We start from the raw sequence: 24,958 nt of genomic DNA, 5'->3' as shown, positions 1-24,958 counted from the left end.
TTCGGCCGGTAACAGACCATTACTTTTTCACTCACTACACAATGGAAGGACAAGCAACACTTGAGCAACGTATGCTCACCGATACGCTGGGCGCTTTTGGCGAAGGAACTACAACAATCACCGCTGAACGGGGCATTCTCCTGTTAGAAGGCTGGTTGAACGCACTTCGGGGCGATGTAGGGGCCGAGCGTATTCTGGCGGAACTGAGCACGCTGCGCGACATGCTGAAAGAGCCAAACCCCCACGGAGAACAGATCCGGCACTTACTGCTGAGCATAGCGAGCCACACAGCGTCGCTATCGCACGAACCGACTATCGAACCGGCGGTTGAACGTCAGCTAAAGCAACTGGTAACAGTGCTGCGCGACGTCAGCAGCCAACTCTAACTTACTCACGTATGACTACGCCTGAAGAATTTGCCGACCTGCTCGATGATACCATGCAGGCACTGGCGTTTGATGCGATTCCCTCCGATGCAGCACCGGCTACAGATGTCTTAACCCGCTGGACCGATGTGCTGGGCGAGGGTATCAATACGGGCGAACTGACGCAGTCGCTGACTGCGTTGCGGGCAACGATTGCCGAACCAAATGCCAGCCCCGCGGACCTGGAACCGCTGCTGAATGACCTAGCCAGTCAGGTCACGACGTTCAGTGCGAACGTTGGTTCCGAGGGCGATATGGTTACCCGGTTGCAGGCGCTGGCGACGGCGTTGCAGGACCTGGCGGGTAAGCTTCACGCGGCCTCGCAGGCATAATGTGTTTAGCACATACTAAGTCGGTCGCTTGTGGTACACAGGCGACCGACTACTTATTTATACCCTTCCGCAACCCACTTAACTGACTAATAATCCGGTCGAACAGGCGATGCGGCAGGCGGGGAATGAACCAGCCACTAATCGGCTTCGGCACAATCGCATACCGAATACGCGGGCGGGACGCTTCGTGAATCTGGACAAGACGCTCTCCCAGATAGTCGATCGTCAGTCCGTTTTCTTCGGATTGTTTGACCTGTTTGGCAAACCACTGCATCGCCGGAAAATACAGGCTGTCCCGATACCGGTCGATATTGGTCCCCTTACCCCAGATTGGCGTTTTAACAGCCCCCGGCCCTACAATAACTACCTGCACACCAAACAATTGCAACTCCCGGCGCAGGCTGTGCGAGATTCCCTCCAGCGCGTGCTTCGAACCCACGTAGGCGCCCATAAACGGGATAGCCACCTGCCCGTTGACGGAGCTAATCATCTGAATCCGGCCGGGTGCCACCGGATGGTCGGCGCGGGCACCCAGCAGGGGTAAAAACGCCTGTGTCACTCGCAGCACGCCCAGCACGTTGACGTCGAAATGGTGCTGAATCACGTCTATGGGCTGCTCCTGCAACGGGCCACCGATGGCAATGCCCGCGTTGTTTATCAATCCACCCAGCCCACTGCCAGCCAGCCGGTTGGTAAGCTGTCGCGCCACGGCTTCAATCGTTGTTGCGTTGGTTACGTCGAGGAGTACCGGCTCTACATTGGGGCCGAGTTCGGCGCGGAGCCGGTCGGCATCGGCAGTCGTCCGGACTCCGGCAAAAACCGTGTACCCCTTTTGCGCAAACTGCCGGGCAGCGCCGTAGCCAATCCCGGTCGATGCTCCCGTAATCAAAATCGTTTTTGGAACCGTCTTCATCGGGTAAACATACTACGAATCCGGGTCAACAAACAGCCAAATCCATACGTTATTCCTGTGAAACCGATCACCACACGTTTCTTTCGGTTTTGCTTTCTATGCAGGATATCGAACCCTTCTACGGCTGGGAAAAATATTACTCAGCTGCCGATGACGACCGCTCTCCGTTTCACCAGCGGGAGTACAACATGCAGCAGTATGAACACGACATTTACGGCTACTATATTCACCCGCTCTGGGACGAAATTGGCTCGGAAACGCTCTACTGTAAAATTCTATTTGCCAATTACGACCGGCAGTTTGTGGTCATCGAACTGTTTGGCGAATGGAACGACACGCTTCATAACGATGTGATGTATCTGAAGCGGGAAGTGATTGAGCCACTGATCCGCGAAGGCGTCAAGTACTTTATTCTGATCGGTGAAAACCTGCTCAATTTTCACGGCTCCGACGATTCCTACTACGAGGAGTGGTTCGACGAAGTAGAAGATGGCTGGATAGCCGCCGTCCGCATCCCCGATTTTGTGGAGCGCGAGTGGAAGAAGTACCACCTCGATTACTATATCAACTACGGCGGTACGCTTGACGAAATCGAAAACTGGCGTACGCTCAAACCACCGGGCCTGTTTGATCTGATCAACAGCCTGATAATACGCCGGTTAACCTAATTTCAGACCGCTAGCACAGCCGGTATTTGTTTTTGGCTGGTTTCTATCCATTTTTCGGTCGTTAAATCCCACGTACACGACAATGGAAATCACCAAACAAACCGCTGAAAAGCAGATGATGGCCGCTAAAGACGCGGCTGCCCAAAAATTTGAATCGTTTAAAGCCGAAGCCAGCCAGCACCTCGATACGGCCGCTACCCAACTCGACGAACTCCGCGATCAGCTCGTAGCCAAAGCGCAGGAAGTTGGCAAAGACATCGATATCGACGGGCTGAAAGCAAGCGCAACCCAGCATTTCGAAGAAGCCAAAGCCAGCACTGCCCAGGCCATTACCGACTTGCAGGCGCAGGCCGAAACAGCCTTCTCGACTGCGGCCGAAAAAGCCGACGCGCTGTCGGATGCTGCTGAAGACAAGTTTGACGAGGTGCGGGCCGAAGCTGCCGTTCAACTCGATGCGGCTCAGGTAAAGCTCGACGAGCTGAAGGCCGAAGCCGCACGCAAGATCGAAGAAGCCAAAGAAAAGGCCAAAGGCATGTGGAGCCAGCTGTTTGGTGAATAGGCGCTTGTCGCAAACAGGTCGGTAAAAAATGGTCTGGGATTTTCTAATTTTTGAAGAATTAGAAAATCCCAGACCATTTTTTGTGCGAAACGATGGCGCAGCTAGTCGAATAAACGGTAGAACTGTTTAGCCGGCGTATCTTTGCGGCATGACGTTACAAAATGATTTGCTGCTTCGCACAGCGCGGGGCGAGCTGAACGAACGAGTGCCGGTCTGGATGATGCGGCAGGCAGGTCGGGTGTTGTCGCAGTACCGGGCCGTTCGCGAGCAGGCAGGTAGTTTTATTACGCTGGCGAAAACGCCCGAACTAGCCGCTGAAGTGACCATTCAGCCTATCGATGCCTTCGACGTCGACGCGGCTATTATCTTCTCCGATATTCTGGTGGTGCCCGAAGCAATGGGACTGCCCTACGAAATGATCGAGAGCCGGGGGCCGGTGTTTCCGAAAACGGTTCGGTCGAGTGTTGATCTGGGGCAGTTGCGCGTCGCCGATGCCGAAACCGATCTGGGCTATGTGCTGGATGCCATCCGGCTGACGAAGAAAGAACTGAATGGCCGGGTACCGCTGATTGGCTTTGCCGGTGCGCCGTTCACGATCTTCTGTTACATGACCGAAGGCAAAGGCTCAAAAACGTTCTCGGTTGCTAAAAAACTGCTGTATACCGACGCGGCTTTCGCGCATACGCTGCTGCAAAAAATCACCGACAGCACGATTTCGTACCTGAAAGCGCAGGTGCTGGCCGGAGCCGACCTGATTCAGCTATTCGATTCGTGGGCGGGTATCCTGTCGCCTGAGCAGTACCGGCAATTCTCGCTGCCGTACATCAAGCAGATCTGCGACGCCATCACCGATGTACCAGTTACGGTTTTTGCCAAAGGCGCGTTCTTCGCCCGGCACGAAATCGGGCAGCTCGACTGTCAGGTCGTTGGTCTCGACTGGAACATGGACCCCACCGAATCGCGCGAACTGGTGCCAAACAAAGTGTTGCAGGGTAACCTCGACCCCTGCGTGCTATACGCTGATTTTGCGCAGATCAAACGGGAGGTCAAACACATGCTCGACGCCTTCGGCCATCAGCACTACATCGCCAACCTCGGCCACGGCATTTACCCCGATACCGACCCTGACAAGGCACGCTGCTTTGTCGACGCTGTGAAAGAATTGTCGACCCGCTAAACAGACAAAGGGCGCACCATCTTGGTGCGCCCTTTGTCTGTTTATCAACTACGAATTAGCCAGCAAACCGGCTTCGATGGCTTCCTGCTTTAACTGCGCTTTATTGATGGGCACGACGCCTACTGATTCGCAGACCAGCCCCCCGCCGAGGTTCGACAGGCCGGCAATCACGGCAGGCGACTGACGCAGGGCAACGCAGCAGGCGGCAATGCTAATGACCGTATCGCCCGCGCCCGATACGTCGGCGATCTGCCGGACGTGGGCGGGTAACTTTAGTTTTTGTTCGTTGAAATCGATGAACACGCCCCGCTCCGAGAGGGTAATCAGCGCACCCGACACGTTTAGCTGCTGCTTCAGCTGATCGACCGCCGATTGAAATTCGCCGGCGTTGTCGACGTCGAAATCGAGTTTCAACCCCTCACGTAATTCTTTCAGGTTCGGCTTGAATAGGGTTGTGTTCTGATACGACAGGAAGTTGCGCTTCTTCGGATCGACCACCGTTGGTATCCGTTGCTCGTTGGCAAAATCGGTGATCTCGGCGATCGCTTCTTTGCTCAGTACGCCTTTGTCGTAATCCTCAAAAATAACGACGTGGCAAGTTGGAATCAGTTCTTTCGCTTTCGCAACAAGCTGTGCCCGTTCGTCAGTCGTAATGTATCGATCGGTTTCGGTGTCGACCCGGACAACCTGTTGCGAACCGGCAATGATGCGTTCCTTTATGGTCGTGATACGGTCGTGGCTACGGATCAGCCCGTCGCAGTTCAGCCCCCGGTCGCACAGTTCATGCTCCAGCTGATCGCCCGGCGCGTCGGTCCCGATTACCGAGCAGATGATGGCTTCGGCGCCCAGCGCCTGCACGTTCAGTAGTACGTTGCCCGCTCCGCCCAGTCGCAGTTCGCGCCGGTCGACGTTGACAACGGGTACGGGTGCCTCCGGAGAAATCCGCTCTACGCGGCCCCACACGTACGAATCCAGCATAACGTCGCCAACGATAAGCACCCGTAAGGAATCAAACTGCGTAAAAAGTTCATCAATCGAAAGATCCAGGACTGGAGACATACCTAATGAGCGAAAGTGGTAAAGAGCGCAAGAGCAACCAGCCAGCATAATTGCCCTTTCTGTCTTTCGCTCTTTCGCCCTTTGAAATTTCCTGTAAAGAAACAAAAAGCGGGGTCGAATTCCGAAAACGACCGGGTGGGTTGAGTATATGCGCCAACACGGTTTTCTTTGCGGAATAGTATTGTCCCAAATGGGTATCAGCAAGTTCGTTACCAATCATATCACGTCTTATACTTTATTTTTCGCATGTATTTTCTTGGCTTCGATTTAGGTAGTTCGTCCGTAAAAGCGTGTCTGGTGGAAGCCGATAGCGGAAAGGCCGTAGCATCGGCGTTTTTCCCCGAAACGGAAATGGCGATCGACGCACCCCAGCCGGGTTTCGCCGAGCAACATCCCGACAACTGGTGGCAAAACGCGTGCAACGCCAGCAAGGCCGTACTGACAAAAGCCGGCATTCGCTCCGATGACGTAAAAGCGATTGGTATTTCTTACCAGATGCACGGACTGGTCGTAGTCGATCGGGACATGAACGTCCTGCGCCCGTCGATTATCTGGTGCGACAGCCGGGCCGCTCCGTACGGCAGCAAAGCGTTCGACGCGCTGGGCCATGATCGGGTACTCAAGCACCTGTTGAACTCCCCCGGCAATTTCACAGCCGCCAAGCTGGCCTGGGTGAAAGCCAACGAACCCGACACCTACGCCCGTGTTGCGCACTTTATGCTGCCGGGCGATTACCTGGCGGCCCGCATGACCGGTGAGGTCGTGACAACCGCATCGGGCCTCTCGGAAGGTACACTCTGGGATTTTCAGGCCGATCAGCCGGCTCAGTTCCTCTTCGACCATTTCGGTTTCGACGCCGGGCTGATGCCTACCCTACGCCCGACCTTTGCCGAACAGGGTCAGCTATCGGCAGCCGCAGCCGCCGAGCTGGGCCTGTCGGCCGGAACACCGGTTACCTACCGCGCGGGCGATCAACCCAACAATGCCCTGTCGCTGAATGTGCTGGAGCCGGGTCAGATTGCCGCTACCGCCGGTACGTCGGGGGTGGTGTACGGCGTCAGCGATCAGGCCAAGTACGATCCACAGTCGCGGGTGAACACGTTCTTGCACGTTAGCCACACGGCCGAAGCCCCGCGGTATGGCGTGCTGCTGTGCGTCAACGGTACGGGTAGTCTGAACAGCTGGCTGCGGAATCAGGTGTTGCGCCGGTCGATCAGCTACAACGAGATGAACGACCTGGCCCACGAAGCGCCGGTCGGGGCCGACGGGCTGGTTTGCCTGCCGTTTGGCAATGGGGCCGAGCGCGTGCTGGAGAACGTCGATCTGGGCGCTTCGTTTCAGGGGTTGCAATTCAACCGGCACGGCCTGCCCCACATGATCCGGTCGGCGCAGGAAGGCATCGTATTTGCGCTCTACTACGGCATCAAGGTCATGGAATCGGTTGGCGTTGGCATTCAGACAGTTCGGGCTGGCGAAGCCAACATGTTCCTCAGCCCCCTGTTCCGCGACACACTGGCCAACCTGACGGGAGCCGTAATCGAATTGTACAATACCGACGGTGCGCAGGGAGCGGCACGCGGGGCCGGGCTTGGCCTTGGCTACTATAAAAGCGCTGCCGAAGCCTTCACCGGCCTGACAGTTACCAAAACCATCGAGCCAGATATGCGGGCGCAACAAGCGTATCGTGACGCGTACGGCAACTGGCAGGAAACATTGGAAACGATTTTGAAACGGTAAATGCCTACCGTCTGGTAAATGCAGTCGCCGGGCAAAACACAGCCCACGAAAACCGCGTATTTTACCCGCTGAACATAAAAGTCCCCACCTGTCAACTGACGGGTGGGGAACTCGATAACCTATCTAAGTGGCCGAAGCCAACCCCAATATACGTCGAAAAAAACTGGACCGATTACTCAGGTATCTTTTTAGCCGATAAATGCTACATAATGCTTCGATCTGCCATATTTTCGATTTAAAAACGAATAAATGGAGCTTTTTTCATGTCGAACATGCCTATTTAGGCATCATATGTGCAACGATATTTATAGTTTTTTAACAAGATAAATCGACGCGATACGCGTAAGACGGCAGTAATTACCTGCCGATACCGTTGGTATCAAGCGGTACTCCACCTGATCGAATTACACATGAAAACGATAATCACCCTGTTGATAGCTGGCCTGCTGGTTACCGCCTGTTCGCCCAAGGCACAGCTCGTTACGCTGCGTGGTACAAATCTCCGGCCTGTTGCTGATCAGGGCCTGGTCATGGACACCGATACGCTAACCCTGCGCTATAGTTTTACGGAGGAGCGCGGACAGATGCATATTCTGCTGGTCAATAAGCTGAACCGCCCGCTATATGTCGACTGGAAGCGGTCGTCGTTTATTATCGGAAAGGAAAAGCTGGATTACTGGTACGACGTCGCTGATGTTAATCTCGGCACATCGTCGGTCAGTAGCTGGCATGGTCGATACACGGTTGGCTCGATCAACGGGGTTATTTCTAAAGATGATGCCGTTGGGTTTATCCCGCCCGGTACGCAACTGGAGAAGCGGCAGTTTGTGGTCTATCCAAACGGCTCCATACGGCTACCGGGCCAGCCGGAAATTATTGAGGAAGCTTCCAAAACCATAGGCCGTAAAAAACCGGTTCCCGTCGACGTGTATACGTATCAGCCCGATCAGTCGCCCCTGCAATTCCGTAACTACCTGACGTTGTCGACAGATAAGGATTTCAAGACTGAATTTCACATCGACACCAAATTCTGGGCATCCGACATACGGGTCATGCCCGCCAGCCAGTTAACAGGCGTTGCGCTGCACGAGTATGAGAGTGATGAATACTCGGGTAGCTACACGGTTCCCATCCCGTTTAAGAAACCGGACGGTTTCTTTATCAGACTCCCAATCCAGTAGGTAAAAAAAAGGTGGTTTCTGCTCTTATGGTAGTAGAAAAGGTATCAAAGGATGCTGACCTTTGATACCTTATTTGTTTGTACCAATTTTTTATCCGTATGTCTTTGACCTTAACACTAGGCGACAAAGCCTATTTCCCGTTTGTCGAGAAGCCGATCGCTTACGAAGGCCGCGAATCCGATAATCCGCTGGCATTTAAGTTTTACGATCCCAGTCGTACGATTCTGGGTAAACCCATGAAGGACCTGTTCCGGTTTGCGGTAGCGTACTGGCACACCTTCTGCGGCACAGGTAATGACCCGTTCGGACCAGGCGTTAAACACTTCCCGTGGGACGCCATGGCTGGCAACGACCCACTGGGGGCTGCGCACCAGAAAATGGATGCGGCTTTCGAGTTCATCACCAAGATGGGCATGGAGTTCTATTGCTTCCACGACATCGACGTAGCACCCGAAGGCAACTCGAACAGCGAGTTCGAGAAGAACTTCCGCGCCATCGTCGATTACGCTAAGCAAAAGCAAGCAGCCAGCGGTGTGAAACTACTGTGGGGCACGGCTAACCTGTTCTCGCACGAGCGGTACATGAACGGTGCCAGCACCAACCCTGATTTTCACGTACTGGCTCACGGCGGCTGGCAGGTGAAAAACGCCATCGACGCTACGATTGAGCTGGGTGGCGCGGGCTACACGTTCTGGGGAGGCCGCGAGGGCTACATGTCGCTGCTGAACACCAACATGAAGCGCGAACAGGAGCACCTGGGCCGTTTCCTGCAAATGAGCCGCGATTACGCCCGCAAGCAAGGCTTCAAAGGTGCATTCTACATCGAGCCAAAGCCGATGGAGCCTACCAAGCACCAGTACGATTTCGACGCAGCTACGGTTGTTGGCTTCCTCAACAAGTTTGGCTTGCAGGATGATTTCGAACTCAACCTGGAAACCAACCACGCTACGCTGGCAAACCACACGTTTGCTCACGAGCTTCAGGTAGCCGTCGACAACAACATGCTGGGTAGTATCGACGCCAACCGGGGCGACTACCAAAACGGCTGGGATACCGACCAGTTCCCCGTCGACGTGTACGAACTGACCGAAGCTATGCTGGTCATTCTGGAAGCGGGTGGTTTTAAATCGGGTGGTGTAAACTTCGACGCCAAGACCCGGCGTAACTCGACCGATCTGGAAGACATCTTTATCGCCCACATCGGCGGTATGGATACGTTTGCCCGCGCGGCCATCGCTGCCGAAGCGATCCTGGAAAAATCGTCGTATAAAAAGCTGCGCGCTGAACGCTACGCCAGCTACGATTCTGCGGAAGGTGCTCGCTTTGAAAAAGGTGAACTGACGCTGGAAGACCTGCGCAACTACGCTATGACCAACGGCGAACCAAAGCAGATCAGCGGCAAGCAGGAACTGTACGAAATGATTGTAAATCAATACATTTAGTCCTGAATCAATCATGCACCAAACAGGGCCGGTTGTTGATACGACCGGCCCTGTTTGCGTAAAAAGTCAGGTTGGGTGGACACAACAGCCAGTGCTTCAAATTCGGGCTTCCGGGCGACAGGTCGCACGACTCGACAGGTCGACTTTAGGTTTGCATTTCAGCTTCTCTCGCGACAAAGGAAACGCCCCGGTTTGGCTAATTGTAGCTCGTTGATCGGCTTCAGTCGACACGAAAAATGGCCCGTTAAGGGAGCCTAAAAATGGATTTACTACGTAGCGTTCGACAGTTACCCCAAAAAAGTGAGTTTGACTGGCGACAGGTGTTGAAAGTGCGCTCGACAGGTTCGGCTTACTAGGGCAAGTAACTCCATGCAATTGTTTTCGGTTGTGCATTGGCTTCCATAAACCAGCTAATTGCTGTTTCAAGTGAATCAGTCCAATCGTTATTAGGAATCATTGCAACGGGTTGAAATTTCAACAAAAGGTTGGAGTTTTTTGGGTCAGGAATCAACCATTTATCGAGTGAGTACATGTAATCATCCCATTTACCAGTAGAAGGCTGCATACAAACTGCTAAAATGTCAAACTCATTAAACCTATATGGTCTAGTATCACTTCCCAATTCATCTTTCCCACCTCTAGTTTTTTGGGTTTCAACAACATACATATCATTTCTAAAGCCTTTTCTCGCTTGATTAGCAGTCATTGCAACAAAATCTTTACTCCGCTGCAATTTTATATGGATTCGAATATTAACAGTGCCATTAGTGATTAAATAGTCATATGGCAAATCACCAACAGGCGTAATATCTGACCATCCAACAATTTTGGTAAGAACATTGACACCATATGTGGTCTCGGCTAAAACACCTCTTAGCATTCTCCAAGTTAGTGGTGCTTCTGCTCTCATTTTTTGAATAGCAGACAGTACAGCATCTCCACTTAAACCAATCTCACTTTCTAGTGGGTGAATGCCTATTTCAATTTTAAGCTGTTCAAATAATACCCTTTTTCCTTCTTCAGAAAGTGTTTGTAAGAAATTTTGGATATGTAAATTTTCATTCATGATCTAATGCTTTTTTTCGCCCTTTAGGAGAAGGCTGAAAGTGTGCGATTTGCTTGCTGTTTACAAAAACTGAACCCCCAATTGTAAATGTGTCAAGTCTGCCAGCTTTTACTAGTTTATTAATTGACTGCCTTGAAACTCCTCTGATTCGAGCAGCTTCTGCCTGCGTTATCCATTCGTCAATTTTAGAGTTTTGTTCCATACGGGAATAAATAGGTTGACATTGTCAACCTATTTCTATATCTTTGCGTACCAAAAGGACATAAACTTATCTTTGTATTCTCACATTTCAAATAAACTCAGCTTTGCAACAAGAATTGACTTTCAATGCCCCGACGGGACTTGCTGATATTGAGGGATATAAATCTCTTTATGAAACCAATTTTGGGAAAGCGTATTTAGCTGATTCATTGGACTTAATGAAGGCACTGCCTTCAGAGTCGATAAATCTAGTCATTACGTCACCGCCGTATGCACTGCATTTTAAAAAGGAATACGGTAATGTCAGCAAAGCAGAGTATGTGGACTGGTTTTTAGAATTCGCAAAAGAAATCAAACGTATACTGACCAACGACGGTAGCTTTGTCTTGAATATAGGTGGCAGTTTCAATAAAGGAGAACCGACTAGATCCCTTTACCATTACAAACTTCTTATTGAGCTTGTTGAAACAATTGGCTTCAAATTAGCTCAAGAGTTATTTTGGTACAATCCAGCTAAAATGCCTGTTCCCGCCGAGTGGGTAACAGTTCGCCGTATCCGGGTTAAAGATTCGGTCGAAAATGTGTTCTGGTTAAGTAAAACGACGTCACCCAAAGCCAACAACCGTAATGTACTTCGTCCATACAGCGCTGACATGCTACGTCTTAATAAGAAGGGGCTTAATAAAACTAGTAGACCGTCTGGGCATAATATTAATGAAAGCTTTACTAAGGTTGATGCCGGCGGCTCAATTCCATCGAACGTAATAGATGAAACTTTTGAGGAGAATACTATTGATAGTATGATGCGTTTTGGGAATAATTCTGCCAACGATATTTACACAAAGAAATGTAAAGAAAACGGCATTAAAATTCATCCAGCTCGTTTTCCGGCAGCATTGCCTGAATTTTTCATAAAACTTCTCACTGAAGAAAGCGATACTGTATTGGACCCTTTTGCTGGCTCAAATACAACAGGTGCTGTAGCAGAACGATTGAATAGACAATGGATAAGCGTTGATTTGGATTCTAACTACCTAGAGGCAAGTAAATTTAGATTTGATAAAACTATTATAGGTACATAGTATATCGCTCCGCATGGGCGGCTTGTCGGGTGACAGGGAGCATGTCCCGTGGGAAAGCGGGCAGCCCAACCAAATGAGGGTGTAAAGGTTGATGTTACGTTCGTAGTTTTGAGTAGCGTGCTGCACCATCAGCCCTCGCGGGCGTTGGGTGCATCGGCCAAAATGTAGTGCTCGTTTGTCGGCTTTCGTGCGACAGTCAGCGCGTCCCCAAATCAAGCTGTTTGGCTGGTTAGGCGGCTTTCGGTCGACACGAGAATCGCCGGAGTTGGGACGCTTTTTTGGGTTGGGTGCGACACGAGAAACGCTCCGAAAAGGAAGCGGAAAAGGTTACGGTCGACACGAGAGACGTAGTGGAATGGCGACTCTGAAACGTAGCGTGAGGCTTCGCGCGGGTCTGAAAAGCGGATGGGTGCGTTGTTGTCCGCTTCGCGCGGGGTCGTTGGCGGGGGACAGGGAGCACGTCCCGAAGGAAGCGGGGCAGCCCAACCAAACGAGGGTGTAAAGGTTGGAACTTGTTTTTGTTCAGTTATCTTGCTCGCTGCTCCATCAGCCCTCGCGGTCGTTATGTATGGCTTATTCGGTCTGCGCGGGCAGGAATATCTACTTATCTTACTGGCAGCAACGATAGTGGTCCTGCCCATCGTGGCTATATTGATCGTTGTTATTCGTGCCTTCCGCGACCGGGGCAATCAATCCAGAAACACACAATGAGAGTTACTCCATTCGTATTAGTCCTGCTGTTTACAGGGCCGGCGCTTGCTCAATCGACCGAAGAAACGGCGGTTAGAGGCACCATCAACAAGTTATTTGATGGTATGATCAAAGCCGACTCGGCGATGCTGAAACCGGTTTTCACGCCCAACGCCCGGCTGCAAACGGTCGTGAATAAACAGGGCACCATCAGCATAAGCGATTCACCAATCAGCAGTTTTATCAGTCGTGTTGGTATGGCCAAACCAGGGCTACTCGACGAGCGGCTGGCCAGTATGGATATCAAAATCGACGGCGAACTGGCTACCGCCTGGACACCCTACGTTTTCTATCGGCAGGGACAGAAAGATCATTGCGGGGTCAACGCCTTTACGCTTGTCAAACTAGACGGCACGTGGCAGATTCAGGGCATCATCGACACCCGACGAGCCGAGAATTGCCCCGATCTACCGAAACGTTGAGTCGTCGCCCGACCATACTGGTGGGCGTTTTTCCAGAAAAGCCGCCATGCCTTCCTGCGCATCGGGTGTTTGCTGAAGCTGCACAAACTGCTCATACAGATAGGCCTGCTGTTGCTCCGACGGCAGGCTTTTTAACTGCCGTCGCGCCCGTAGGCCGAACTGCATAGCCGTTGGCGAAAACTGCGTCAACTCGTTTACTAATTGATTAACAGCTGTTTCCAGTTGGTCCGGGGGCGCGACATCGGTTATTAATCCGATCGTCTGGGCATCAGCGGCCGAGAGCGTATGTGCGCGCAGACAAAGGTCGAGTGCTTTGCGGGCGGGCATAAGATCGAGCAGTAGCGCGAGCACCTGAAACGGAAACAGCCCCCGTTTTACTTCGGGCAAACTAAACACCGCCGATTCGGCTGCGACAGCATATGTACAACCCGCCACCAGCAGAAAGCCACCGGCATACACGCCCCCCTGCACCCGCGCAATCGTTGGCTTGTCAAGTTGCTGCATCAGTTCGCCCAGCCGAACGGGGCCGCTGGGCTCGGGCACAGCGGGTGTTTCGCTGGAGCCGGTCGCCAGGCTTTTCAAATCCATGCCCGCGCAGAACGTATCCCCCGCTGCTGCCAGCACAATCAGCCAGACAGCCGGATTGTGCTGCGCGTGAGTCAGGGCAAACGCTATCTCAGCCAGCATGGGCGGGTGCAGGGCATTCTTTTTTTCTGGTCGGTTCAGCGTAATCGTCAGGACGTGCCCACTGAAGGACGTAAGCAGGTAATGGAAGCCCGTTTCGGGCAAATCAGTCGTTTGTTGAGCCGTGTATAGCATACCCTAAAGTACAAGAAAATACCGCTTACGAACTATTCCAGCAGCCGTATACGAAGGTAACCTAAGTCGAGTTATTCAGGTAGAGTTACCCAATCCGTACACCAGTTCGTGAAGAATAGCCTTTACCTTCTCTTGTTGCTCGCAGGCTTTCAGGCGCAGGCCTCTCACCTGTCGGGCGGTTATATTCGCGTTGCGCCTGTTCCCGGTCAGGCGCTTACGTACACGATATCAACGATAGTTTTTGCTGATCCGCAGGCAGTAGCAACGCGCGAGCTGGTGTCGTTGTCGCTCTGCCTGGGCGACGGTACGACGCAGGTAGTCAATCGGAAGAGTCAGTCGACAACCGCCCCGGACGGACTTGCTACGGCGCTGCTTTTTGAAACGACATACACGTATCCCGGTGCTGGCACGTACACGCCCACCGTGGTGCTGACGAATCGCTCGGGACTGCTCAATATTCCATCGTCAATTACAAGCCTATTGGCATTGACGACCACGTTCATCATCAGTAACGCGTTTACCAATCAGACACCCGTAGCCGCCAGTCCGGTCGGCGGCATTCGCGTGGGCGTCAATCAGCGGGCCGTCATTTCCCTGCGTGCCACCGATGCCGACGGCGACAGTCTGGTGTATTCACTGACCCGCCCCCTCACCGCAGTGACTCCGGGCGGTTGCAGCAGTTCGATACTCAGTGGTTATCTCTTTCCCAACGAGGTTACTCAGCAAGGCACTTTTGTGCTGAATGGCCGCACCGGCGAACTGATCTGGAACGCGCCCACACGGCAGGGGCAGTACGATATTGCCGTTTACATCAATGAATACCGGAACGGCATCAATATCAGTCAGACCCTGGAGGAGATTTCGCTGTTTGCCGTCGATCAGCCGGGTACGCCCGTTACCATCCCGGCCTACGAACCGGCTTCGACGGCTGGCATCGTAACAGCGGTGGAAGAACTGCGCGACGCATCCATGCAGCTCAGCGTGTTTCCCAATCCAGTCGAAGAAAATTTGCAGGTGGTCGTGCAGAGCAACACCCCATCCGTCATGGTTGTGCAGCTGTTCGACACCAGTGGGCGGCAAATACACCGACTTGGCTCCCGCACCGCCGTTCGTCGGCACGAGCAGGTTATCGGCATGGGAAGTCTGTCAGCCGGTACCTACCTGATCCGGGCCGAGATAGCCGGTCGTATTCTGATGGAGAAAGTTGTTAAAAAGTAAAGGCCGGTTGCCCGGCCTTTATCTATTCGATCTTCTTTTTATTTCAGCATGCTGAACAGCGTCGATAGCCGGTCTTTCAGGTCTTTGCGGTCGACGATGAAATCCAGAAATCCATGTTCAAGCACAAATTCAGCGCTCTGAAAGCCTTTGGGCAGATCTTTACCGATGGTTTCGCGGATAACCCGTGGCCCAGCAAAGCCAATTAGTGCCTCAGGTTCCGCGATGTTGAAGTCGCCCAGCATGGCATACGACGCCGTAACGCCACCCGTTGTCGGGTCGGTCAGCAGCGACACGTAAGGCAGTTTTTCGTTCGACAGCAGCGCCAGTTTGGCCGACGTCTTTGCCATTTGCATCAACGAAAAACCCGCTTCCATCATCCGGGCTCCGCCTGACCGGGATATCATCAGAAAAGGTGTCCGGTTTTTAATAGCCTGGTCGATGGCGCGGGCTATCTTTTCCCCAACGACCGACCCCATTGACCCGCCGATAAACGAAAAGTCCATCACAGCCATTGTCACGATTTCGCCATTCATCGGTCCGTAGGCCGTCCGAACGGCGTCGCGCAGGCCTGTCTTGGCGATCGTTGCCCGGATACGGTCGGGGTAGGCTTTCGTGTCGACGAAATTGAGCGGATCACCCGATATCATCGTCGCATCGAGTTCAACGAAGTCATTATCGTCGAACAGGATGGAGAAATACGCTTCCGACCCAACTTTCTCGTGGTAGTTGCAGTGAATGCAGGTATACGCGTTGAGTTTGTGCTCCCGCGTCTGCATGGCTTTTTTGCAGTTTGGGCACTGGTACCACAACCCGTCGGGGGCTTCCCGTTTCAGTTCGGTGGGGGTTTGAATTCCTTTATCTTTTCGGACGAACCAGGACATAGCAACAGTAACAGTTAACAGACTCGCTACAGGCGGTCAGCATAAATAAGCGACAAAGGTACAAAGAATCCCGACCGGTTTGGCAAGCCCAAGCCCACAAGCTGTTGATCTACCGATAACCTGATGCTGACAATCAAAAAAGGGGCTTCCTGACCGGAAGCCCCTTTTGGCATATCTACTGCGGCTGTTAATCGTGCCGGACGCTGTTCAGATTTGATCTGACAAACTCGTCGTCGGGCAGCGACGGTCTTTCGTACAGAATGTGATGATTACGCTCGAAAGTAGGCCGTTCCATGTCCATCACCGGTCCCCGCATGAAGGCTTCAATGGTCTTACGAATCAGTTCGGCATCGTCTGATCGATCAGCGGGTTCCTCCGAAATTGAGTGCCGGCCATCATCGGAAAGCAGATGCTTGTTACTTTCACCCACGCCGAGCGAGTCGCCAGTACGGTCGGTTGGTACCCGATCACGGCTCCCACGCAGCGATACCGGCTCGGGCTCATCATCGTACACACTAACCGGCTCCCGTTTTTCTTCGACGGTCGACTCTTCTTCTGCTTCGGCCGTCGGCTCTTCCACAAGCGGCTCCTCTTCCACGATTGCCACTTCCGGCTCGGGATCGCGCAGGTCGCCGGGCGTTCCTTTCAGAATTTCACCCAGGTCAGTCGTTGGCCCGAAACCAGCGGCAATAATCGTAACCCGCAGTTTATCGCCCAGTGAATTGTCGGTGATAGCACCCACTTTCATCATTCGGGCCTGCGCCTGAATCCGGTCGGAAACGTGCTGGTTGATGGCCGTTTGCTCCCAGACGAACATCGAATTTTCTTCGCTCGACGAAATCGTGAGCAGCAGGCGCTGCGCTCCCCGAATATCGTGGTCGTTGAGCAGGGGCGAGTTCAGAGCCGCTTCGATTGCTTTTACGGCCCGGTCTTCGCCGGATGCTTCCGCCGATCCCATCACCGACTGACCAGCGCGCTCAAGTACTTTCTTGACGTCGGCAAAGTCCGAGTTGATGTCGCCCTGCGTCGTGATGATTTCGGCGATACTTTTTACGGCATTGGCCAGTACATCGTCGGCGTGCGCGTACGCCTGACGCCAAGTCAGGTTACTGTACAACTCCGATAGTTTATCGTTCAGCACAACGAGTACCGTATCACAGCTCTTCTTAAGCTTTTCGATACCCTCCAGCGCCTGTTCTTTTTTCTCGACGCCTTCGTACCAGTACGGTGCCGTTACGACAGCGACCGTCAGCATACCCATTTCTTTGGCTATTTCAGCAACGACCGGAGCCGCACCGGTGCCCGTACCACCACCCATACCGGCCGTGATAAAGACCATCCGGGTCGGTGATGCCAGCATCTTGCGAATTTCTTCGATATTGGCGCGGGCCGCTTCCTCACCGGCCTTTGCTTCTGTACCAGCGCCCAGCCCATCGCCAAGTTGCAACCGATCCTCCACGGGGTTACTCATCAATGCCTGACGATCGGTATTGCACACGGCGAAATCCACGTCTTTCATGCCCATCTCATACATGTGCTTGACGGCATTTCCCCCCATGCCCCCGACGCCAATCACCTTAATGATGTGTTGGCTTTTTTCTTCCGTTGCAAATCTATAGCCTTGTGTCACCATGTGGCGGTTCTGTAGTGTCTTAGGTATGTTGGACAAAAACTATGCAAAATCGGTGCTTGTTCAGCATCCAGTTTTATTCGTAGGTATCGGTAGGGCTGCCTTTCGGTGGAAACAGCGTCTTCAAAAGCCGATCGAAGAACCCCTCTCCCTGCGGCCGCTCGGGCTCGGGTGGCAGCATTTGCTCGGGTTTTTCAACAACTGGCTCCGGTGTCGGGCGTCGCTCAACAGTGGGGCGTTCGTTGTACTTGGCCCGGACGGGATCGCTGATAAATGAGATGCGCCGGTCGAGCGTTTTGTACCCCGCCCACACCAGCCCGACCGCCGTAGCGTAGGCCGGATCACCCACGAGGTCGGCCCGACCGTTGGGCTCCAGGTGTTCAGGGTAGCCCACACGCACCTCTTCGGCACCGGTTACGCGGCCGAAGATCGGCTCTATACCCGAAATCATGGCCGTACCGCCCGTTAGTACCAGTCCGCCCAGCAGCTTTCCTTCGTAGCCCGACCGCAGAATTTCGGCCTGTACCATAGCCGCAATTTCGCGAAGCCGATCTTCAATGATGATCGCGACGTTCTTGATTAGTACGTCTTTGGGCTTTTTATTGCTCAATCCCGGCACCGCCACAACCTGATTCAGGTTGAAATCGGCGGGTACTGCACTACCAAATTTCTTCTTAAGCTGTTCGGCCTGCTCGGGCATGATTTTGCAACCAAGCTGAATATCAGACGTCAGGCTGTTTCCCGCCCACGGGAACACCGCTACGTGCCGCAGCACATTGCGGTAGTAGATGGCCATTTGGGTTGTGCCTCCGCCGATATCGATCAGGGCAACACCTGCGTACTTCTCTTCTTCCGTCAGTACCGACAATCCCGACGCCAGCACCGACAGCATCATTGTATCGAGCGTCAGTTCATTGCGCACAACGCACTTCCGCACGTTCCGGGCGGCATTAGCCTGAGCGGTAATAATCTGAAAGTCAGCGCCCAACTTAACCCCATTCCGCCCAACGGGCTGATCGATGTTCACCTCACTATCGACCGTAAAATCCATCGGTAGTACGTGGATAATTTCCTTATCGGCCGGAATAGCGGTGCGGTACATATCGTTCAGCAGGTGATCGATATCTTCCTTCTGAATTTCGTCGCCAGCTGATGAGCGGGTGATATTACCCGTCGACTTAACCGACACCACGTGCGACCCGTTGAAACTTACGTTTACCCGGTCGATCGGCATGTTGATCTGACTGGCTACCTCGTCGATGACCTGATGAATGGCACTAACGGCGTTGTTGACGTTTACAACCGATCCTTTCGCAACACCATCATTCATACGCGTCCGACCGACGCCCAATACTTCCAGTGTCTCCTGATTTTTATTGTTGCGTACCAATCGTCCGGCTACGGCACATACTTTCGTACTGCCGATATCCAGACCCACTACGACACTCTCTCCAACGCTCGTCGCCATCATTCGCACACTATTTGATTTCGGTACTGAACATTCACCCGGTGGTAAGCATCCCAGCCTTTTGCGGGTAGAATATTCGTATAAAATAACTTCAGCTTTTGAAACTTCACATCCAGATTGACCGGTTCGCCCAGTTCAAGCTGCTGCTGTCCGAGCTGGGGCCACATCGTTACCTCACCCGCCCGATCGACGGATAACTCAACGATCTGCGCGCGCCAGAACGAGTCCTGCTGAATTCGCTTCAGCAAGTTCAGCAACGGCCGGTTCCGCTCACTGGCCAGCGAACGGTTGCTGGCAAAGTAGGCCCCGCTTAGTAGCGGTACCCGCGCCGTGTAGTTCATCGATACCGGGAAAAAGCGCCCCTCTTCGCTCACATACTGCCCACCCACCCGACGGCTTTCATCATCGGACAGACTGACGAGCCGGGCTAATGGCCGGGGCGGTTCGACGTTAACGATCAGATCACCATTGAGATCACGGGACACCTGACAGGTTTTTACCAGACCGTGCTGCCGGAGCCGTGTTTCGAGCTGCCGGAAGTTAACGTCTGTGTAGGCTTTCCCCAGAATAGGATCGTTGCCGTCCCGCGTCAGATAGGCCATTACGTCCCGATTGGTTAAGAAGTGTTCTCCATCCGCCTGGTTCAGCCGGACAATCACGTCGCGAACGTGTTTTTGCCCATGACGGATTTCCGTAAACGCAATCAGGCCGAACAGGCCAAAAAGCCCGCCAGCCGTGAGTAGCCACGTTCGGATTGATTTAAAGGTAGAAAACATCTCCGTACAAGCTAAGACAATCTGTCAACTTTTTTATTTATTGGTCTTCCAAACGGCTTTTTAATTGCGGCAGCAACTGATCGACGTCGCCTGCCCCCACCGTTACCAGCAATGTGGGCTTTTCAGATGAAATAATGCGCAATACGTCATCCTTGGAGCACTGCCGTTTCGTTTTGGCCCGAATGTCGCGAAAAATCAGTTCTGATGTTACCCCTTCCATCGGTAGCTCGCGGGCCGGATAAATATCCAGAAGCAGTACATTATCAGCCAGCGACAGACTATTAGCGAAGCCTTCGGCAAAATCGCGGGTGCGGCTGAACAGATGCGGCTGGAAAATAACGGTCAGCTCACGATCCGGGTAGAGCGCCCGCACCGACTTCAGAAACGCTTCGACTTCGGCTGGGTGATGCGCATAGTCGTCAATCAGTACGGCCCGGTCGGTTTTGAGTACGTATTCAAACCGACGTTTCACACCCCGGTAGCTACTCAGTGCCTGCCGGATGGCATCCGGTGAAACGCCCAGCTGCAAGGCAACGGCCCCGGCGGCAATCGCATTTTCTACGTTGTGAAAGCCGGGTATCAGCAACGGAATATCCGTGATGACACCGTCGGGGTAAGCCAGGTCAAACCGAAACGTCGCGTTTTCGATGCGCAGATTTTGCGCGTGGTAATCACCTTCGTTCAACGAATAGGTTCGCACCTCGGCACTCGTCTTGTCGGCGAGAGACAGGCCCTTCTTCATGAACAGCACGCCCGGCTCCGATGGCCCGCCCCCCACGCTGATTGGTTCGATCTGACTGACGTACATACCGAACGAGTCGAGCACAGCATCATGTGCGCCGTAAATATCGAGGTGGTCAGCATCGGTTGAGGTGACAATGGCCAAATGCGGGTGCAGCGTCAGAAACGAGCGGTCAAACTCATCGGCCTCCACTACGCAGGCCACCGAGCGCAGGTCGTCGGCGGGCTCGTTGAGCAGAAAATTTGTTCCGTAGTTGTTGGTGATACCACCCAGAAATGCCGCGCAGTTAACGCCCGCATCCCGCAGGATATGCGCCACCATCGACGACGTAGTGGTTTTGCCGTGCGTACCGGCCACACCCACCGTGTTCATCTGCCCGGCAATCAGGCCCAGCACCTGCGACCGCTTTTGCAGTGTAAATCCGTTTTCGGTCAGGTAGATGTATTCCGGGTGTGTTTTGGGAACGGCAGGCGTATAGATGACCAGCGTTTTATCGGCGTTCTCGCGGAAGATTGCCGGAATTTGTTCGACCTCTTCGGTGAAGTGAATTGCCATGCCTTCAGCCTGTAGGGCATCGGTCAGGGCGGTGGGGGTACGGTCGTAGCCCGCAACGACGAAGCCATTGACCCCAAACCAACGGGCCAGCGCGCTCATGCCAATACCACCAATACCTAAAAAATAAACGTACTGAAAACGATCTAAAGTCATTGCGCGAGTTTGCGTACTTCCTCCGCGATGTCGCGGGCGGCATTTGGTTTTCCTAATTGTTTCAATTCAGCGCTCAGCTGTTTACGCTGGGATTCGTTAGCCAGCAGGTCTAGTGCCGCGCCAACCAACTGTTGCCGGGCGTCCTGATCACGCACCAGTAGAGCCGCCTTCCGATCGACCAGGCTCATGGCGTTCTTGGTCTGATGATCTTCCGACGCCTGCGGAAAGGGCACCAGAATCGCTGGCCGACCCACCAACGCAAGTTCCGACACCGACAACGCCCCCGCCCGCGACACCACGGCATCGGCAACAGCGTAGGCTTTGTCCATTTCGTAAATGAAGTCGTAGGCCCGGATCAGCGGTGACCCCAGCGCAGTAACAGCCTGCCGGGCACGATCGATGAAGCCAGTTCCCGTTTGCCAGACAACCTGCACACCTGCCTCCACAAACCGGCTTAGTCCGGCTTCCATACTTTCGTTGATCGTACGTGCGCCCTGACTACCACCAATCACCAGCAACGTTGGTCGGTTGGCATCCAGACCGAAAAACTGCCGACCGGCGGTTACCTGACTATCGGCCTGTTGGATATCGCTACGAACCGGATTGCCGGTCAGCCGGATTTTATCAGCCGGAAAAAAAGTGCTCATGCCGGGGTAAGCGACACAAATGCGTTTTGCCCAGCGCGCCAGTACTTTATTGGTCAGACCGGCATACGAGTTTTGCTCCTGAATCAGCGTCGGTACCCCTTTCAGCGATGCCGCCAGCAACAGCGGGCCACTGGCATAACCACCCACACCCACCGCCACATCGGGGCGGAAGTCGCGCACGATTTCCTGCGCCTTCAACAGACTACGGCCCAGTTTAATCGGGAAAAGCAGGTTAGCCAGCGTCAACTCGCGCCGGATGCCCACCACCGGCAGGCCGATAATTTCGTAGCCAGCGCGGGGGACTTTCTCCATTTCCATCTTGCCTTCCGCACCGACAAACAGCAGTCTGGTGGTCGGGTCGATGGTTTTTAACTCATTGGCAATGGCAATGGCGGGATAAATATGCCCTCCGGTACCACCCCCGCTAATGATTACATTCATACTCTATTGGGTTACTGACGGGCGCGTTGGCAGCCTTATTTCTTTTCTACGATTGCCCGTTCATCGACCTGCTCCCGACTGACACTCAGCACAATACCGAAAGCAAGTCCGGTGAAGACCAGCGATGTGCCGCCCATACTAAGCAGCGGCAGGGGCTGCCCCGTTACGGGTGCCAGCCCGATCGCGACGCACATACTGGCAAACGCCTGGATAACAAGGCTGAAGGTTAACCCGGCTGCAAGCAGCCCGCCAAACGGCCGGGTTGTCTGGTCGATGGTTTTTATACCTCGCCAGAGAAACCATAGATAAGCCAGCACGACCGGAATACCGCCGAACAGCAGCCCGTACTCTTCGATGATGATGGCGAAAATAAAGTCGGAGAAGGGAAACGGCAGGATGTTGCGCTGGTGACTATTGCCCGGCCCCTGCCCCGTCAGCCCACCGTTGGCCAGGGCGATATACGATTGCTTAACCTGAAAACCAACCGTTTCCGAGCTGGTAAAATTCTTGATCCGATTGCTGGCTGTACCGAACCGCTGCCCGAAAAACAGCCCGACACCGCCAAAGAACACACAGACGCATACCATGATGACGAGGTATTTTACTGGCACCCGCCCAATGTACATAAGCAGGAAACAGGTAGCGCCGAGCATCAGCGCCGTCGACGTACTGGTCAGGATAACCAGAAAACAGATAGCCCCGATCCAGAGAATCATGTTGACCAATACGCTGGGGTCATCGACGTATTTCTGCCGCTTCGCCAGCATGGCCGCCAGATTAGAGATGAGCGCCAGTTTGGCCAAGTCGGAAGGTTGCACCGTACGGTTCAGAAACGGAATCGTTACCCAGCGCGACGCGTCGTTGACACTGGTTCCTTTGAAAAACGCCCATAGCAACAGCACAACCGACAACCACAGGCCGTAGCGCGACAGCTGGGCATAAACCAGATAGTTGGCTTTGTGCGCCCAGAACATGCAGCCTAACCCCAGAATCAGCAACATGCCATGCTGAAACAGAAACGACTCCGTATCGCCGTTGGCCTCGCGAAATGCCCGCGTACTTGTTGCGCTGTAAACGACGAGTACGCTCATCACCGACAGGTAAAAGACGATCCACCAGATTTGCCGGTCGCCTTTGAGATAAGTGCGGAACAGGGTAGCGAACGAGAACATGGGCTGTAGAGGAAAAGCGAGTGAGTTAGGGAGTAACGACGGTATCGGCTAACCGGGCAACAGCCGTACGGAACTGATCGCCCCGGTCGAGGTAGTTGCGAAACAAATCGAAGCTGGCACAGGCGGGCGACAGAAGGACCGTTTCACCCGGCTCGGCCAGCGATAGCCCTTTGGCAACGGCGTCGGTAATCTGTTGCGTTTCGTAGATTACCGGTACCCGCCCGCCGAAGTGCGCTACCAATTTCTGATTGTCGACGCCCAGGCAGATCAGCGCCTTCACGTGCTGACCAACCAGTTCATCGAGCTGACTGTAGTCATTGCCTTTATCCTGCCCGCCCGCAATCCAGACCGTCGGCGTATCCATGCTCGACAGCGCGTAGAACACGGAATCGACGTTGGTCGCTTTGGAGTCATTGATAAACTGCACCCCGTTGACCGTTCCGACGGGTTCGAGCCGGTGGGCGGCATTCTGAAACGTGCGCAGCCCCTCGGCAATGGCGTTGTTATCGGCCCCGACGGCCTGCGCCACCAGCACAGCCGCCAGCATGTTAATAGCATTGTGCGGTCCACGCAATGGGGTATCGGCCTGCGCGATCGTGAACACATGCGCACCAGTACGGGCCGTTGACTGTCCATTCAGCGCATAGCCGCCCTCGCCCGACAGGTCGCCATCAAGCCGGACGGGCAGTTGCCGAAGCGGGTACGTTTGCCGGGCCAGCTGATCGGTAACGGGTTGACTGCCGTCGAAGTAAATAAACGTATCGTCGGGCCGGGCATTTTGCAGGATGCGAAACTTCGAGTCGACATACTGCTGAAAATCGTAGTTGTAGCGGTCGAGGTGATCAGGCGTGATGTTGAGCAGCACCCGCACGTCGAGGTGCGTATCGTACAGATCGTCGAGCTGAAAGCTGCTTAGCTCCAGTACGTAATAATCGAATGACTGATTCAGTACTTGTTCGGCGAAGCTGTCGCCGATGTTGCCAGCCAGCCCGACGTTGAACCCAGCCGTTTTAAGCAGGTGATACGCCAGCAGTGATGTGGTGGTCTTACCGTTACTACCGGTAATTCCGATCAGGCGCGCGTCGGTGTAGCGGGCGGCAAATTCAATTTCGGAGATGACGGGTGTTCCCTGTGCCCGCAGCGCCTTTATCAGCGGAACACTGCCCGGTATGCCGGGGCTCTTGATCACTTCGTCGGCATCGAGAATTCGGCTTTCGGTGTGCTTTTCCTCCTCAAATTCGATAGTAGCCTGTTGCAGTGTCGTGCGGTATGCGTCGGTCAGTTTGCCCTTATCCGACAGAAAAACATCGAATCCTTTAGCCTGTGCCAACAAGGCTGCTCCGACGCCACTTTCACCCCCACCCAACACAACTACTTTCTTCATATGTATTCACCTACAGTCTTCGCAACAAAATAACGCATAAAATAAAAGCCCCCCGGTG

General features: G+C 53.7%; 24 protein-coding genes. 11 read left to right on the top strand and 13 right to left on the bottom strand.

All coding sequences use genetic code 11. From position 1 onward, the window contains the following. Positions 1-41 precede the first annotated feature (41 nt). The gene (locus HH216_RS09480) at positions 42-386 is read left to right on the top strand and encodes a hypothetical protein (protein ID WP_169550600.1); all 345 of its coding nucleotides are present in this window, start codon (positions 42-44) and stop codon (positions 384-386) included. An 11-nt stretch (positions 387-397) separates the two neighbouring features. Next, the gene (locus HH216_RS09475) at positions 398-757 is read left to right on the top strand and encodes a hypothetical protein (RefSeq protein ID WP_169550599.1); all 360 of its coding nucleotides are present in this window, start codon (positions 398-400) and stop codon (positions 755-757) included. A gap of 49 nt (positions 758-806) precedes the next feature. On the opposite strand, the gene HH216_RS09470 is transcribed toward HH216_RS09475, so the two are convergent. Continuing rightward, positions 807-1,670, bottom strand: a complete 864-nt coding sequence (locus HH216_RS09470) for an SDR family NAD(P)-dependent oxidoreductase (RefSeq protein ID WP_169550598.1) — start codon at positions 1,668-1,670, stop codon at positions 807-809. Positions 1,671-1,768: 98 nt separating this feature from the next. Between HH216_RS09470 and HH216_RS09465 the strand changes: the two genes are divergently transcribed. From HH216_RS09465 to hemE, 3 genes are all read left to right on the top strand, one after another. Beyond that, positions 1,769-2,338, top strand: coding sequence for a hypothetical protein (locus HH216_RS09465; RefSeq protein ID WP_169550597.1), 570 nt, complete (start codon positions 1,769-1,771; stop codon positions 2,336-2,338). Positions 2,339-2,420: 82 nt separating this feature from the next. After that, complete coding sequence (locus HH216_RS09460; RefSeq protein WP_169550596.1) at positions 2,421-2,897, top strand: hypothetical protein; 477 nt, start codon at positions 2,421-2,423, stop codon at positions 2,895-2,897. A gap of 148 nt (positions 2,898-3,045) precedes the next feature. Beyond that, positions 3,046-4,074, top strand: a complete 1,029-nt coding sequence (hemE, locus tag HH216_RS09455; protein WP_169550595.1) for a uroporphyrinogen decarboxylase — start codon at positions 3,046-3,048, stop codon at positions 4,072-4,074. 48 nt (positions 4,075-4,122) lie between these two features. Here hemE and HH216_RS09450 read toward each other — a convergent pair whose 3' ends face one another. Beyond that, entirely contained in the window at positions 4,123-5,133 is a 1,011-nt protein-coding gene (locus HH216_RS09450) for a bifunctional heptose 7-phosphate kinase/heptose 1-phosphate adenyltransferase (protein WP_169550594.1), read from the bottom strand. A 246-nt stretch (positions 5,134-5,379) separates the two neighbouring features. Between HH216_RS09450 and HH216_RS09445 the strand changes: the two genes are divergently transcribed. The 3 genes from HH216_RS09445 to xylA all read left to right on the top strand — a co-directional run bounded on the left by HH216_RS09445 (position 5,380) and on the right by xylA (position 9,493). Then, positions 5,380-6,870 (top strand): xylulokinase, encoded by a 1,491-nt coding sequence (locus HH216_RS09445; protein WP_169550593.1) that lies wholly within the window; start codon positions 5,380-5,382, stop codon positions 6,868-6,870. Between the two features lie 410 nt (positions 6,871-7,280). Next, positions 7,281-8,051, top strand: coding sequence for a putative periplasmic lipoprotein (locus HH216_RS09440; RefSeq protein ID WP_169550592.1), 771 nt, complete (start codon positions 7,281-7,283; stop codon positions 8,049-8,051). 98 nt (positions 8,052-8,149) lie between these two features. Beyond that, positions 8,150-9,493: a xylose isomerase gene (gene xylA / locus HH216_RS09435; protein WP_169550591.1), complete on the top strand. Its 1,344-nt coding sequence runs from the start codon at positions 8,150-8,152 to the stop codon at positions 9,491-9,493. A gap of 352 nt (positions 9,494-9,845) precedes the next feature. Here the strand turns inward: xylA and HH216_RS09430 are convergent, their stop codons facing one another. Next, complete coding sequence (locus HH216_RS09430) at positions 9,846-10,559, bottom strand: hypothetical protein (RefSeq protein WP_169550590.1); 714 nt, start codon at positions 10,557-10,559, stop codon at positions 9,846-9,848. Beyond that, the gene (locus HH216_RS09425) at positions 10,552-10,761 is read right to left on the bottom strand and encodes a helix-turn-helix domain-containing protein (protein WP_169550589.1); all 210 of its coding nucleotides are present in this window, start codon (positions 10,759-10,761) and stop codon (positions 10,552-10,554) included. The genes HH216_RS09430 and HH216_RS09425 overlap by 8 nt, the downstream gene beginning before the upstream one ends. A gap of 103 nt (positions 10,762-10,864) precedes the next feature. Between HH216_RS09425 and HH216_RS09420 the strand changes: the two genes are divergently transcribed. After that, positions 10,865-11,842: a DNA-methyltransferase gene (locus HH216_RS09420; RefSeq protein ID WP_217371900.1), complete on the top strand. Its 978-nt coding sequence runs from the start codon at positions 10,865-10,867 to the stop codon at positions 11,840-11,842. A gap of 707 nt (positions 11,843-12,549) precedes the next feature. Beyond that, positions 12,550-13,014: a nuclear transport factor 2 family protein gene (locus HH216_RS09415; protein ID WP_169550588.1), complete on the top strand. Its 465-nt coding sequence runs from the start codon at positions 12,550-12,552 to the stop codon at positions 13,012-13,014. On the opposite strand, the gene HH216_RS09410 is transcribed toward HH216_RS09415, so the two are convergent. After that, entirely contained in the window at positions 13,000-13,833 is an 834-nt protein-coding gene (locus HH216_RS09410) for an enoyl-CoA hydratase/isomerase family protein (RefSeq protein WP_169550587.1), read from the bottom strand. The genes HH216_RS09415 and HH216_RS09410 overlap by 15 nt on opposite strands. Positions 13,834-13,941: 108 nt before the next feature. Here HH216_RS09410 and HH216_RS09405 point away from each other — a divergent pair, with 108 nt between their 5' ends. Further along, positions 13,942-15,051 (top strand): T9SS type A sorting domain-containing protein, encoded by a 1,110-nt coding sequence (locus tag HH216_RS09405; protein WP_169550586.1) that lies wholly within the window; start codon positions 13,942-13,944, stop codon positions 15,049-15,051. Positions 15,052-15,089: 38 nt separating this feature from the next. Here the strand turns inward: HH216_RS09405 and accD are convergent, their stop codons facing one another. The 8 genes from accD to murD form a co-directional block, all read right to left on the bottom strand. After that, positions 15,090-15,932 carry an acetyl-CoA carboxylase, carboxyltransferase subunit beta gene (gene accD / locus HH216_RS09400; RefSeq protein ID WP_169550585.1) on the bottom strand — a complete coding sequence of 281 codons (843 nt, stop codon included), beginning with the start codon at positions 15,930-15,932 and terminating at the stop codon, positions 15,090-15,092. A 187-nt stretch (positions 15,933-16,119) separates the two neighbouring features. Next, entirely contained in the window at positions 16,120-17,565 is a 1,446-nt protein-coding gene (ftsZ, locus tag HH216_RS09395; protein ID WP_169550584.1) for a cell division protein FtsZ, read from the bottom strand. A 73-nt stretch (positions 17,566-17,638) separates the two neighbouring features. Continuing rightward, positions 17,639-19,030, bottom strand: coding sequence for a cell division protein FtsA (ftsA, locus tag HH216_RS09390; RefSeq protein ID WP_169553316.1), 1,392 nt, complete (start codon positions 19,028-19,030; stop codon positions 17,639-17,641). Then, complete coding sequence (locus HH216_RS09385; protein WP_169550583.1) at positions 19,030-19,806, bottom strand: cell division protein FtsQ/DivIB; 777 nt, start codon at positions 19,804-19,806, stop codon at positions 19,030-19,032. The genes ftsA and HH216_RS09385 overlap by 1 nt, the downstream gene beginning before the upstream one ends. 37 nt (positions 19,807-19,843) lie before the next feature. Then, the gene (gene murC, locus HH216_RS09380) at positions 19,844-21,256 is read right to left on the bottom strand and encodes a UDP-N-acetylmuramate--L-alanine ligase (protein ID WP_169550582.1); all 1,413 of its coding nucleotides are present in this window, start codon (positions 21,254-21,256) and stop codon (positions 19,844-19,846) included. Next, complete coding sequence (gene murG, locus HH216_RS09375) at positions 21,253-22,344, bottom strand: undecaprenyldiphospho-muramoylpentapeptide beta-N-acetylglucosaminyltransferase (protein WP_169550581.1); 1,092 nt, start codon at positions 22,342-22,344, stop codon at positions 21,253-21,255. Before murG ends, murC begins: the two co-directional genes overlap by 4 nt. A gap of 35 nt (positions 22,345-22,379) precedes the next feature. Next, positions 22,380-23,516 carry an FtsW/RodA/SpoVE family cell cycle protein gene (locus HH216_RS09370; protein WP_169550580.1) on the bottom strand — a complete coding sequence of 379 codons (1,137 nt, stop codon included), beginning with the start codon at positions 23,514-23,516 and terminating at the stop codon, positions 22,380-22,382. Between the two features lie 25 nt (positions 23,517-23,541). Further along, on the bottom strand, positions 23,542-24,900 hold the full coding sequence (murD, locus tag HH216_RS09365; protein WP_408641769.1) for a UDP-N-acetylmuramoyl-L-alanine--D-glutamate ligase: 1,359 nt from the start codon (positions 24,898-24,900) through the stop codon (positions 23,542-23,544). Between the last annotated feature and the right edge of the window lie 58 nt (positions 24,901-24,958).

It is taken from the genome of Spirosoma rhododendri, from assembly GCF_012849055.1.
Classification (GTDB): Bacteria; Bacteroidota; Bacteroidia; order Cytophagales; family Spirosomataceae; genus Spirosoma; species Spirosoma rhododendri.
Note: the sequence above shows the minus strand (reverse complement) of the source record. Positions and strands in the feature narration are given on the sequence as shown.

Coding starts and splice junctions, on each gene's coding strand:
- hemE (WP_169550595.1), top strand. CDS start 3,046: ATGACGTTACAAAATGATTTGCTGCTTCGCACAGCGCGGGGCGAGCTG.
- HH216_RS09465 (WP_169550597.1), top strand. CDS start 1,769: ATGCAGGATATCGAACCCTTCTACGGCTGGGAAAAATATTACTCAGCT.
- ftsA (WP_169553316.1), bottom strand. CDS start 19,030: ATGGCGACGAGCGTTGGAGAGAGTGTCGTAGTGGGTCTGGATATCGGC.
- HH216_RS09460 (WP_169550596.1), top strand. CDS start 2,421: ATGGAAATCACCAAACAAACCGCTGAAAAGCAGATGATGGCCGCTAAA.
- HH216_RS09470 (WP_169550598.1), bottom strand. CDS start 1,670: ATGAAGACGGTTCCAAAAACGATTTTGATTACGGGAGCATCGACCGGG.
- HH216_RS09410 (WP_169550587.1), bottom strand. CDS start 13,833: ATGCTATACACGGCTCAACAAACGACTGATTTGCCCGAAACGGGCTTC.
- HH216_RS09480 (WP_169550600.1), top strand. CDS start 42: ATGGAAGGACAAGCAACACTTGAGCAACGTATGCTCACCGATACGCTG.
- HH216_RS09450 (WP_169550594.1), bottom strand. CDS start 5,133: ATGTCTCCAGTCCTGGATCTTTCGATTGATGAACTTTTTACGCAGTTT.
- accD (WP_169550585.1), bottom strand. CDS start 15,932: ATGTCCTGGTTCGTCCGAAAAGATAAAGGAATTCAAACCCCCACCGAA.
- HH216_RS09415 (WP_169550588.1), top strand. CDS start 12,550: ATGAGAGTTACTCCATTCGTATTAGTCCTGCTGTTTACAGGGCCGGCG.
- HH216_RS09370 (WP_169550580.1), bottom strand. CDS start 23,516: ATGTTCTCGTTCGCTACCCTGTTCCGCACTTATCTCAAAGGCGACCGG.
- HH216_RS09425 (WP_169550589.1), bottom strand. CDS start 10,761: ATGGAACAAAACTCTAAAATTGACGAATGGATAACGCAGGCAGAAGCT.
- xylA (WP_169550591.1), top strand. CDS start 8,150: ATGTCTTTGACCTTAACACTAGGCGACAAAGCCTATTTCCCGTTTGTC.
- ftsZ (WP_169550584.1), bottom strand. CDS start 17,565: ATGGTGACACAAGGCTATAGATTTGCAACGGAAGAAAAAAGCCAACAC.
- murD (WP_408641769.1), bottom strand. CDS start 24,900: ATGAAGAAAGTAGTTGTGTTGGGTGGGGGTGAAAGTGGCGTCGGAGCA.
- murC (WP_169550582.1), bottom strand. CDS start 21,256: ATGACTTTAGATCGTTTTCAGTACGTTTATTTTTTAGGTATTGGTGGT.
- HH216_RS09385 (WP_169550583.1), bottom strand. CDS start 19,806: ATGTTTTCTACCTTTAAATCAATCCGAACGTGGCTACTCACGGCTGGC.
- HH216_RS09445 (WP_169550593.1), top strand. CDS start 5,380: ATGTATTTTCTTGGCTTCGATTTAGGTAGTTCGTCCGTAAAAGCGTGT.
- HH216_RS09430 (WP_169550590.1), bottom strand. CDS start 10,559: ATGAATGAAAATTTACATATCCAAAATTTCTTACAAACACTTTCTGAA.
- HH216_RS09475 (WP_169550599.1), top strand. CDS start 398: ATGACTACGCCTGAAGAATTTGCCGACCTGCTCGATGATACCATGCAG.
- murG (WP_169550581.1), bottom strand. CDS start 22,344: ATGAATGTAATCATTAGCGGGGGTGGTACCGGAGGGCATATTTATCCC.
- HH216_RS09440 (WP_169550592.1), top strand. CDS start 7,281: ATGAAAACGATAATCACCCTGTTGATAGCTGGCCTGCTGGTTACCGCC.